Source organism: Actinomadura litoris (assembly GCF_009733595.1).
In the GTDB taxonomy this organism is placed as follows: Bacteria; Actinomycetota; Actinomycetes; order Streptosporangiales; family Streptosporangiaceae; genus Spirillospora; species Spirillospora litoris.
This window is the reverse complement of sequence record NZ_WOFH01000014.1, coordinates 74,438-85,525: the sequence shown is the minus strand read 5'-3', so window position 1 is coordinate 85,525 and position 11,088 is coordinate 74,438. Positions and strand designations below refer to the sequence as shown.

Sequence of the window (11,088 nt, the reverse complement as noted above, 5' to 3'; positions counted from 1 at the left end):
TACCTAAGTTTGGAGATTCGGCTCGGAACAAAGGGAGTGGCCGCCTTGTCCATCCGTCCGCACACCGACGGTGCGCACACCGACCAGAAACTCACGGAGCGGGTGGTCGAGCACACCGCCGAGCCCCTCTCCCTCATGGCCCGGCTGGCCGGCTCCGGGTTGTTCGACGACTACGTCGTCTACGAGCGCCCGGACTCCTACACCTTCGCGGGCGGGACGCTGGGCGAGGTCGTCCTCGACGCCGGGACGGTCCGCACCCGCTGGCCGGGAGTGCCCGCGGGGAGCAGGCCGTGGTCGGGCCACCCGGCGGACGCGCTGCGGGAGGCGTTCGCCGCCGCCCCGCTGCCCGCGTGGAACGCCTACGGCTGGATCGCGTTCGAGTTCGCCGCGTCCCGCCCGTCCGGGCGGCTGGCGCACCTGGTCGTGCCGCGCGCCGAGGTGCGGGTCGAGGGCGGCCGGGCCCGGGTGACCGCGTCCGACCCCGCCGAGGCGGAGCAGATCGCCAAGCTCCTCGCCGGGGCCGAGGGCCCGCCGCCGGGCGCGCCGTCCCCGGTCGACGTCCGGGTGGGCGCCGGGGCCTACAAGCCCCGCGTGGCGGAGGCCGTCGCCGACATCGAGGCGGGCCGCTACCAGAAGGTCATCGTCTCCCGGCGCCTCGACGTGCCGTTCCCCGTGGACGTCGTCTCCACGTACGTGCGCGGACGCGGGGCCAACACCCCGGCGCGGTCGTTCCTGCTCGACCTCGGCGGCTTCCAGGCCACCGGGTTCAGCCCCGAGGTCCTCGCCAGCGTGGACGCCGCCGGGCGCGTCATGACCCAGCCGCTCGCCGGGACGCGCGCGTTCGGCGCGGGGCACGACGCCGACGAGCGGACGCGCCGCGAGCTGGAGACCGACCCCAAGGAGATCTTCGAGCACGCGGTGTCGGTCCGCACCTCGCAGGACGAGCTGAGCCGGGTGTGCGAACCGGGCAGCGTCCACGTCACCGGGTTCATGACCGTGAAGGAGCGCGGCAGCGTCCAGCACCTCGGCTCCAGCGTCAGCGGCACGCTCGCCCCCGGACGCTCCGCCTGGGACGCGCTGACCGCCCTGTTCCCCGGCGTGACCGCGTCCGGCATCCCCAAGCCCGAGGCGATCGAGGCCATCACCCGCCTGGACGAGCCGCGCGGCCTGTACGCGGGCGCCGTCCTCGCCCTCTCCCACGACGGCGCGCTCGACTCCGCGCTCGTGCTGCGCGCCCTCTACAACGAGGACGGCCGCGCCTGGCTGCGCGCGGGCGCCGGGATCGTCCTCGGCTCGACCCCCGACCGCGAGTACGAGGAGACCTGCGAGAAGCTCTCCAGCATCGCCCCGCACGTCGTCCCCCTCCCCTGACCGCCGCCTCCCGGCGTGCCGCCCGGCGCGGGGCGGCACGCCGGGAACGGCTCAGGACAGGCGGGCCGCCAGGGCCTTCTTGCTGACCTTCCCCACGGGGGTGCGCGGGAAGGTCTCGACGGTCTCGACGCGGTCGGGGTACTTGTAGGCGGCGACACCGCGGGCGCGCAGGAAGTCCTTCAGCTCGCGGAGCGTGGGCTCCTTCTCGCGGACGACCAGGAACGCGCACGTCCGCTCGCCCATCATCGCGTCGGGGACGCCGACCACGGCGGCGTCGTGCACGGCGGGGTGGGCGAGCAGATGGCCCTCCAGCTCCTCGGCGGAGATCTTGTCGCCGCCCCGGTTGATCTGGTCCTTCGCGCGGCCCTCGACGACCAGGTGCCCGGTCGGCAGCACGCGGACGAGGTCGCCGGTGCGGTAGAAGCCGTCCGGGGTGAACGAGCGCGCGTTGTGCTCGGGCGCCCGGTAGTAGCCGCGCAGCGTGTAGGGGCCCCGGGTGAGCAGCTCGCCGACCTCGCCGGGGGCGACGGGCTCGCCGTCCTCGTCCACGACGCGGATCTCGTCGGCGGGCGAGAGCGGGCGGCCCTGGGTGTGCTCGACCAGGTCGCGGGAGTCGTCCAGGCGCGTGTAGTTGAGCAGGCCCTCGGCCATCCCGAAGACCTGCTGCACCCGGCAGCCGAGGTCGCCGGGCACCTCGGCGGCGCGCTCGGCGGCGAACTTCGCGCCGCCGACCTGGAGCAGCTCCAGCGACGACAGGTCCTCACCCGACCAGCTCGCCGCGTCCAGCCACAGCAGCGCGATCGGCGGGACGACCGCGCAGACGGTGGCGCGCTCGCGCTCGATGAGGGGGAACGCGTCGTCGGGCGACCCGGACGGCGCCAGCACGACCGTCCCGCCGGTCGCGAACACGCCGAGGACGCCGGGGCAGGCGAGCGCGAAGTTGTGCGCGGCGGGCAGCACGACGAGGTAGACGGTCTCCTCGGTGAAGCCGCAGACCTCGGCGCTCGCCTCCAGGTTGTAGACGTAGTCGCGGTGCGTGCGGGGGATCAGCTTCGGCAGCCCGGTCGTCCCGCCCGACAGCAGGAAGACCCCGACGTCGGACGGGTCGGGACGCTCCGCCTCGACCGGGTCGGCGTCGACGGCGGACAGGGCGGTGAACTCCTGCGCCTCGCCGTCCACGACGACGTGCTCGACCGGCAGGCCGCGGGCCATCTCCCGGTAGTCGAAGTCGCCGTCGGTGTCGCCGCAGACGTAGCCGCGCGCCTCCGACAGCTCGCACAGGTAGCCGATCTCGCTCGCGCGGTGCGCGGGCAGCGCGAGGACGGGCACCGCGCCGATCCGCACCAGCGCGAGGAACGCCACGACGAAGCCCGCCGTGTTCGGGAGCTGCACGACGACGCGGTCGCCGCGGCCGAGGCCGAGCCGCAGGAACCCCGCCGCGGTGCGCGCGGCGCGCAGGTCCAGGTCGGCGTAGGTGAGGCGCTCGTCACCGGCGACCAGCGCCGGGCGCTCGGGGGCGCCGCGCAGGACGTCGCCGAGGACGCGGTCGCCCCAGTAGCCCTCGGCCGTGTAGCGGGCCTCCAGGTCGGGCGGCCAGGGGGTGAAGCCGTCCACGGTCACCGCCCCGCCGTCTGGGCGGCTGCGCCCGGCACGGGCTCGGCCGGGTCGGAGCCGAGCGCGACGACGCGGTTGGCGCCGTCCACGTGGACGACTCGGGGGGTGTGCTCGCGGCGCTCCGCCTCGTCGAGCGCGGCGTAGGTGATGATGATCACGAGGTCGCCGGGGGCCACCAGGTGGGCCGCCGCGCCGTTGACGCCGATGACGCCGCTGCCCGCCTCCCCCGTGATGGCGTAGGTGACCAGGCGCGAGCCGTTGGTGATGTCGACCACGTGGACCTGCTCGCCCTCCACGATGTCGGCCGCCTCCATCAGGTCGGCGTCGATCGTGAGCGAGCCCACGTAGTGCAGGTCCGCCTGCGTGACGGTCGCGCGGTGGATCTTGCCGTTCATCAGCGTTCGCTGCACCGGTTCGTCCTCTTTCTCAAGACCAACTAAGGCTAGGCTTACCTTAGCTATCCCCCCGGCGGAGGAGAACCCCGACGATGCTCAGGCGCCTTGCGATGGACATCGGCCCGCTGCGCGACAGCAGGCCCTTCCGGAACGTGTTCATCGCCCGCACGGTCTCGGTGTTCGGGATCGGGATGCTGATGGTGGCGGTGCCCGTGCAGGTCTACGACCTGACCGGCTCGACCGTACACGTCGGCGCGGTGTCGGCGGCCGAGGGCGCCGCGCTGCTGGCCGGGTTCCTGTGGGGCGGGGTGCTCGCCGACCGGCACGACCGGCGGCGGCTGATGCTGCGCGCGCGGGCGGCGGCGGGGGTCGGGTTCGCGCTGCTGACCCTCAACGCGTTCCTGCCGTCGCCGTCGGCGGCGGCGCTGTACGTCCTCGCGGCGTGGGACGGGCTCGCGACCGGCGTCAGCGTCACGGCGCTGCTCGCGGCGACGCCCGCGCTGGTCGCGCCCGACAAGCTCGTCGCGGCGGGCGCGCTGAACGCGCTGACCGTCCGGCTCGGGTCGATGGCCTCCCCGGCGCTCGGCGGGCTCGTCGTGTCGGCGTTCGGCGTCGGGTGGAACTACGCGGCGGCCGCCGCCGGCACGTTCGGGACGCTCGGCCTGCTGACCTCCCTCCCCGTGCTCAAGCCGAGCGGGGAGGACGCGGCGGGCCACCCGCTGAAGGCGATCGCCGGCGGGTTCCGGTTCGTCGCGTCCCACCGGGTGGTGGGGTCGCTGATGCTGCTCGGGCTGCTGTTCATGGTCGCGGGCGGCATCCCGGTGCTGATGCCCGCGTTCGCGACGCGCGGCCTGGACGGCGGCGCCACCACGGTCGGGCTCCTGTACGCGGCCCCGGCGTGCGGGGCGGTGCTCGCGTCGGTGACCAGCGGGTGGGCGGGAGGGCTGCGGGCGCCGGGGCGGGCGCTGCTCGTCGCGTCGGTCAGCGGCTTCGCGGCGCTCGCGTGCCTCGGCCTCGCCCGCCATCCGGGCGCCGCCGTCGCGATCCTGCTCGGGTACGGGTTCGTGGCGTCGATCGAGGAGATCCTGCGCTACGGGCTCATCCAGTCGCACACCCCCGACTCCCACCTCGGGCGGGTGAACGCCCTGTGGGCGGCGCAGGAGACCGGCGGCGGCGCGGTCGGCGCGCTCGGGGCCGGGGTCCTCGGCCGCTACCTGGCCCCCGGCCCCGCCATCGTCCTCTACGGGACGGTCAGCGCCGCGCTCGCGCTGGCCCTCGCCCTCACGCTGACCGGCCTGCGCACCGCGACGCTCGCCCCGGGCTCCGATCCCGAGCCCGCCGCCTGACGGGCACCGCTCAGGGGGCGAGGCGGGCCTCGACCTCGGCCTCCGTCATCGCCTCGACCTCCAGCCAGATGGACGCGACGGCCTCCAGCCGCCCGGGGGCCTCCTCCAGCTCGGTGAGGCGGCGGCAGACGCGCGCGACCGTCCGCTCGGCGAACAGGACGCGGACGGGCGCCGCCGCCGTGTCAAGCGCCTCCCGCAGCCGCGCGACCACGGTGGTGGCGAGGACGGAGTCGCCGCCCAGCGCGAAGAAGTCGGCGTCCGCGCCGACGCGCTCGGCCCCCAGCACCTCGGCCACGATCCGCGCGAACACCTTCTCCAGCGGCGTGCGCGGTTCGACGTGCGCCGCCTCCCCCGTCTCGGCGGCGGCCAGCGCGGCGAGGGCCGCGCGGTCGACCTTGCCGTTGGCGGTGAGCGGGAGGGCCTCCGGCGTGAGCAGCAGCTCGGGGACCATGTGCGGGGGGAGCAGGTCGCGGGCGCGCGCGAGGACCGCCTCGCGGTCCGGCTCGGCCCCGCCGGTCACGACCGCCGCGGCCAGGCTCCCCCTGTTGAGGAACGCGACCGCCCGCGTCACGGCGGGGTGCTCGCGCAGCGCGGCCTCGATCTCGCCCAGCTCGATCCGGAAGCCGCGCACCTTGACCTGGTGGTCGCGGCGGCCGAGGAACTCCAGGGTCCCGCCGGGGCGGTAGCGGGCCAGGTCGCCCGTCCGGTACCAGCGGGCGCCCTCGTGGACGACGAACCGGTCGGCGGTGCGGGCGGGGTCGCCGGTGTAGCCGTCCGCGACGCCCGCACCGCCGATCCACAGCTCGCCCGTCGCCCAGTCGGGGCGGTCGCGGCCCGCCTCGTCCACGACCCGGCACGCGACGCCGCCCAGCGGCACCCCGTACGGGACGGCGTGCCAGTCGGCCGGGACCTCGCCCGCCACCTCCTGCACGGTCGAGTGGATCGCGGTCTCGGTGGTGCCGCCGAGCGCGGCGAACCGGGCGCCGGGCGCGCGCTCCGCCAGCAGTCCGGGCAGGTGCGTGCCCACCCAGTCGCCGCCCAGCAGGACCAGCCGCAGGCTCCCGGCATGGTCGGTGCCGGCGCGCAGCAGCATCTCCAGGACGGACGGGACGCAGTTGAGCACCGTCACCGACCAGCGGCGCGCCAGCTCCGCCCAGCGCGCGGCGTCGCGGCGCTCGTCCTCGGCCGGGACGACCACCGCCCCGCCCGACGACCACGGCGCGAACAGGTCGAACACCGACAGGTCGAAGTCGAGCGCCGAGACCGCGAGCGTGCGGTCGCCCGGCCCGAGCCCGAACCGGGCGGTGAGGTCGCCGATGGTGTTCATCGCGGCGCCGTGCGACACCTCGACGCCCTTCGGCTCGCCCGTGGACCCGGACGTGAACAGCACGTAGGCGACCTGCTCGGGACGCGCCCCGACCGGCCCCGCCGCGGGCTCGACCTCCGGAACCGCGCCCGAGGTGATGGACGCGGCGACGGCCGCGCCCGCGCGGATCCGCGCGCGGCGCGCGGCGGGCTGCCCGGCCCCGATCGGGACGTAGGCGGCGCCCGCCGCGAGGACACCGAGCACGGCCGCGGCCTGGTCGGGGCCCTTCGGCAGCTCGACCGACACGCGGTCACCGGGCCGGACGCCCCCGGCGGCGAGGCCGGCCGCGACGCGCAGGGCGCGGTCGGCCAGCTCGCCGTAGGTCAGCGTGCCGCCGTCGCCCCAGTGCAGCGCGGGCGCACTCGGCGTGCGGCGCGCGTGGTCGAAGAAGCCCTCGGTGAGGGTGCGGGGAGGCGGCGCCGGGGTGGCGTTGAGCGCCGCCCGGACGCGCAGCTGCTCCGGCGTCGCGGCGACGCGGAGCGGCTCGCCCCAGTCGGCGCCGGACGCGCCGAGCCTGGTGATCGCGGCGGTGTAGGCGGCGAACATCGCCTCGGCGACGCCGTCCGGGAACGCGGGGCGCCGCACGTCCCAGTTGAGCAGCAGCCCGCCCGACACCTCGGTGACCTGCGCGTCCAGCAGCACCTGCGGACCCTGCGAGATGATCCACCCGGGCTCGCCGAACCGCTCGCGGACGGCGCCGCCGAACAGCTCGCCGAGGTTCAGCGCGCTGGTGTAGACGATCGGCGCGAGGACCTGCTCGCCGCGCAGCCGCGACAGGTCCCGCAGCACCTCCAGGCCCGAGTAGTCGCTGTGCGCGCCCGCCGTGTGCAGCGACGCCTGCACGGCCCGCGCCCGCTCGGCGAACGGCAGCTCGGCGGTGAGGTCGACCTCCAGCATGATCGAGCCGGTGAAGTCGCCGACGACGGCGTCCACGTCCGGGTGCACGGGCTCGCGGTGGAACAGCGGCAGGTTCAGCAGGAAGCGCGGCGTCGCCGACCACGCGCCGACGACCTCGGCGAACACGGCGGCCAGGGCCATCGCGGGCGTGACGCCCTCGGCGTGCGCGCGGGCGAGGAGGCGGTCCTTGTCCTCCGGCGACAGCCGGTGGTGCAGGCGCTCGACCTCGTTCCCCGGCTCGGCGACGACCGGGAGCTCGGGCGGGCCCGGCAGGTCGGCGAGGCGCCCGGCCCACCAGCGCCGGTCGGCCTCGCGGGCCTCGGCGCGCGGGTCGTCGGCGAGGTAGCGGGCGTAGCCGTACCGGATCGGGGCGAGGGACTCCCCCGCGTACAGCGCGGCGAGGTCGGCCAGCAGGACGCGGTAGCTCATCGCGTCGGCGGCCACCATGTCGACGTCCAGGTGCAGGCGCGCGGTGCCGCCGGGCAGCAGGCTCAGCCGCGCGTCGAACACGCGGCCCTCCTCGATGGGCAGCCGCTGCCGCGACATCTCCCCGCGGATCCGCTCCAGCTCCGCGTCCGGGTCCGCGGCCTCGCGCAGGTCGTGGACGGTGACCGCCGGGCCCGGCCGCTCGGGCAGGACGCGCTGCGTGCCGTCGTCCAGCACGGCGACGCGCAGCATCGGGTGCCGCCGGACGAGCGCCCGCACGGCCTCCTCGAACCGCGCCGGGTCGATCGCCCGCCCGTCCAGCTCGACGTAGAGGTGCGCGGCCACCGACCCGAGCGCCTGGCCCGAGTCGCGCCCGATCCAGTACGCGTGCTGCATGAGCGCGAGCGGGAACGGCTCGCCCGGCTCGATGTCGGAGAGGTCGATGTCGGAGAGGTCGATGTCGGAGAGGCCGGCGTCCGTGGGATCGGTGCCCGGCGGCGGGCCCGCCGCGGGCTCGGCCTGGCCGCGTTCGGTGAGCAGGTCCCACCACTCGGCCAGCGTGGGGCGCTCGGCCAGCTCGGCGAAGCGGACCTCGACGCCGCGGCGGCGCAGCCGGCCGGTCAACTGCATGAGCCGGATCGAGTCCATCCCGAGCTCGATGAGGTTGTCGCCGGGCCCGGCGGGTTCGTCGAGCACCTCGGCCAGCGCGCTCTGCAGCTCTTCCCAGGTCAGCACGGAACTCCCCTCGAATTAGGTAAGGCTAACCTAATTGAGGGGGTTTTTCGGCGTCAACGCCCGCCGCCGGTCGACCGGGACGATCAGCGGCGTGCCGGTCTCCGGATCGTCGATGACCCGGCACGGCAGCCCGAACACCTCCTCGACGAGCCCGGCGGTGACGATCTCCCCCGGCGGGCCCTGCGCGCGGATCTCGCCGTCGCGCATCGCGATCAGGTGCGTCGCGTACCGGCAGGCGTGGTTGAGGTCGTGCAGCACCGCGACGAGCGTGCGCCCCTCCTCGTGCAGGCGCGAGCACAGGTCGAGCACCTCGACCTGGTGCGCGATGTCGAGGTAGGTGGTCGGCTCGTCCAGCAGCAGGATGCCCGTCCGCTGGGCGAGGACGAGCGCGAGCCAGACGCGCTGCCGCTGGCCGCCGGACAGCTCGTCCACGACGCGGTCGGCGAGGTCCTCGACGCCCACCGCCTCCAGCGCCTCGGCGACGGCGCCCTCGTCCTCGCGCGACCACTGGCGCAGCAGCCCCTGGTAGGGGTAGCGGCCGCGCGCGACGAGGTCGGCGACCGTGATGCCCTCGGGTGTGATCGACGACTGCGGAAGCAGCCCGAGCAGGCGCGCGAGGCGCTTGGGCGGCAGCGCGGAGATCGGCGCGCCGTCCAGGAGCACCGTGCCCTCGCGGGGGCGCAGCAGCCGGGCCAGCGCCCGCAGCAGCGTCGACTTCCCGCACGCGTTCGGGCCGACGATGACGGTGAACGACTCGTCGGGGATCTCCACCCCGAGCCGCTCGGCGACGACGCGCCGGTCGTAGGCGAGGGTGAGGGCGTCCGCGCGGAGCCTCGTCATGTCGTCCCCTTCCGGGTGGACAGCAGCCACGCCAGGTAGGCGCCGCCGAGCACGCCGGTGACGACGCCAGCCGGCACGGCGACCGGCAGGTGCAGCGAGATCAGGTCGGCGCAGGCCAGCAGCGCGGCGCCGGTCAGCGCGGCGGGCAGCAGCCGCGCGCCCGCGCGGCGGGTCAGCCGCCGGGCGAGCTGCGGCGCGGCGAGCGCGACGAACGGGACCGGGCCGACGGCGGCGGTCGCGGCGGCGACCAGACCCACCCCGACGACGACGAGCAGCGCGCGGGTCCGCTGGACGGGCACGCCGAGCGCCTGCGCCGCGTCGTCGCCCAGCTCGCCCATCGCGAGGGGGCGGCCGAGCGCGAGCGCGGCGGGCACGAGCACCGCCAGCGCGATCGAGAGCGGGACGGCCTGCTCCCAGCCGCGCCCGTTCAGGCTCCCGGTCAGCCAGAACGCCGCCTCGTAGGCCTCGCGCAGCTCGGCGCGGGTGATGAGGTAGGAGTTCAGCGCCTCCAGCATCGCGGCGGCGCCGACCCCGATCAGCACCAGCCGGACGCCGTGCACGCCGCCGCCACCGGGGCGGTAGGCGACCAGGTAGACCGCGAGCGCGGTGAGCACCGCGCCCGCGACCGAGCTGACCGTGATCGCGACCGCGCCGCCGCCGAACACCAGGATCTGCAGCAGCGCGCCGGTCGCCGAGCCGGTGGTGAACCCGATGAGGTCGGGGCTGCCGAGCGGGTTGCGCGACATGCTCTGGAAGACCGCGCCGCTCAGCCCGAGCGCGAGCCCGGCGAGCAGCCCGGTGACGGCGCGGGGCAGCCGCAGCGTCGTGACGATGAACTCGGTCGCCCGGTCGCCCTGCCCGAGCAGCGCCCGCACGACGTCGGAGGCGGGGATCGGGAACTCGCCCGAGCCGACGACGAGCACCGCCGCGCCCGCCGCGACCAGCGCCAGCACCCCGCACACCAGCGCGGAGCGCGGTTCGAAGCGCAGCGACAGTCCCCCGGCCCGCAGGGTCCGGCTCATAGGTCGCGTGTCCTTCCCCTGCGGACCATCAGCATGAACAGCGGCGCGCCGAGGAAGGCGGTGACGATGCCGGTCTCCAGCTCGCCCGGGGCGACGACGCGTCCGGCGATGTCGGCGCCGAGCAGCAGGACGGGCGCGAGCAGCAGCGAGTAGGGCAGCACCCAGCGCTGGTCGGGGCCGACGGCCGCGCGGACGATGAACGGGACGGCCAGGCCGAGGAACGCGATCGGCCCGGCGGCCGCCGTCGCCGACCCGCACAGCAGCACCACCGCGACGGCGCCGAGCGCGCGGGTGCGGCCGGGGCGCGCGCCGAGCGCGCGTCCCGCGTCCTCGCCGAGGCCGAGCGCGTTCAGCGGCCGGGCCAGCAGCAGCGCCAGCACCGTGCCGGCGGCGATGAACGGCAGCACGCGGGGCAGGACGTCCATGCCGCGCCCGCCGAGCGAGCCGACCTGCCAGAACCGGAAGCCGTTGAACGTGCGCGGGCTGAGCAGCATCAGCCCGGCGGTCAGCGCGGTGAACACGGCGTTGACGGCGGCGCCGGCCAGCACCAGCCGCGCCGGGGACGCCCCGCCCCGGCCGCGCGCGCCGACCAGGTAGACCAGGGCCGCCGCGCCCGCCGCACCGGCGAACGCCGCCCACACGTAGACGAGGACCTCGTCCACGCGGAACGCGCTCATGACGGCCACGACCGCGAGCGCGGCGCCGCCGTTCACGCCGAGGATGCCGGGTTCGGCGAGCGGGTTGCGGGTGAGGGCCTGCATCACCGCGCCCGCCAGGCCGAGCGCGACGCCGACCGCGAGGCCGAGCAGCGTGCGGGGCAGCCGCAGCTCCCGGACGATCAGTGAGGACTGCGAGTCGTCGGGCGAGAGCAGGCCGGAGACGACCTTTCCGGGCGGGACGTGCTCGGCGCCGATCGCGAGGCTGGCGGCGGCGGTCAGCAGCAGCGCGGCGGCGAGCAGCCCCAGCCCGCCCCAGCGCAGGACGCGGCGCGGGACGGCCGCCGGACCCGCGCGGCCCCCGGGGCCTCCGGGGCGTGGGACGGGGGTTCTCCGCACGGACGACAGCACGCGATAAGG

General features: G+C 76.1%; 8 protein-coding genes. 2 read left to right on the top strand and 6 right to left on the bottom strand.

Features of this window, described 5'->3' with window-relative positions:
- Positions 1 to 45 precede the first annotated feature (45 nt).
- Entirely contained in the window at positions 46 to 1,371 is a 1,326-nt protein-coding gene (locus GNZ18_RS32710) for a salicylate synthase (RefSeq protein WP_246250883.1), read from the top strand.
- A gap of 51 nt (positions 1,372 to 1,422) precedes the next feature.
- On the opposite strand, the gene GNZ18_RS32705 is transcribed toward GNZ18_RS32710, so the two are convergent.
- Together GNZ18_RS32705 and panD are read right to left on the bottom strand one after the other, a co-directional pair.
- On the bottom strand, positions 1,423 to 2,985 hold the full coding sequence (locus GNZ18_RS32705) for a (2,3-dihydroxybenzoyl)adenylate synthase (protein ID WP_312874889.1): 1,563 nt from the start codon (positions 2,983 to 2,985) through the stop codon (positions 1,423 to 1,425).
- Between the two features lie 2 nt (positions 2,986 to 2,987).
- On the bottom strand, positions 2,988 to 3,395 hold the full coding sequence (gene panD / locus GNZ18_RS32700) for an aspartate 1-decarboxylase (protein ID WP_214620417.1): 408 nt from the start codon (positions 3,393 to 3,395) through the stop codon (positions 2,988 to 2,990).
- 77 nt (positions 3,396 to 3,472) lie between these two features.
- Here panD and entS point away from each other — a divergent pair, with 77 nt between their 5' ends.
- Complete coding sequence (entS, locus tag GNZ18_RS32695; RefSeq protein WP_156220506.1) at positions 3,473 to 4,726, top strand: enterobactin transporter EntS; 1,254 nt, start codon at positions 3,473 to 3,475, stop codon at positions 4,724 to 4,726.
- Between the two features lie 10 nt (positions 4,727 to 4,736).
- Here the strand turns inward: entS and GNZ18_RS32690 are convergent, their stop codons facing one another.
- Genes GNZ18_RS32690 through GNZ18_RS32675 form a run of 4 tightly spaced genes read right to left on the bottom strand, consistent with a single transcriptional unit; the run spans position 4,737 to position 11,079 of the window.
- Positions 4,737 to 8,150, bottom strand: coding sequence for a non-ribosomal peptide synthetase (locus tag GNZ18_RS32690; RefSeq protein ID WP_312874884.1), 3,414 nt, complete (start codon positions 8,148 to 8,150; stop codon positions 4,737 to 4,739).
- A gap of 30 nt (positions 8,151 to 8,180) precedes the next feature.
- A complete protein-coding gene (locus GNZ18_RS32685) occupies positions 8,181 to 8,990 on the bottom strand; it encodes an ABC transporter ATP-binding protein (protein ID WP_156220505.1) in 810 nt (269 codons plus the stop codon).
- Positions 8,987 to 10,012: a FecCD family ABC transporter permease gene (locus tag GNZ18_RS32680; RefSeq protein ID WP_156220504.1), complete on the bottom strand. Its 1,026-nt coding sequence runs from the start codon at positions 10,010 to 10,012 to the stop codon at positions 8,987 to 8,989. Before GNZ18_RS32680 ends, GNZ18_RS32685 begins: the two co-directional genes overlap by 4 nt.
- On the bottom strand, positions 10,009 to 11,079 hold the full coding sequence (locus GNZ18_RS32675; protein ID WP_312874883.1) for a FecCD family ABC transporter permease: 1,071 nt from the start codon (positions 11,077 to 11,079) through the stop codon (positions 10,009 to 10,011). Before GNZ18_RS32675 ends, GNZ18_RS32680 begins: the two co-directional genes overlap by 4 nt.
- Positions 11,080 to 11,088 lie beyond the last annotated feature (9 nt).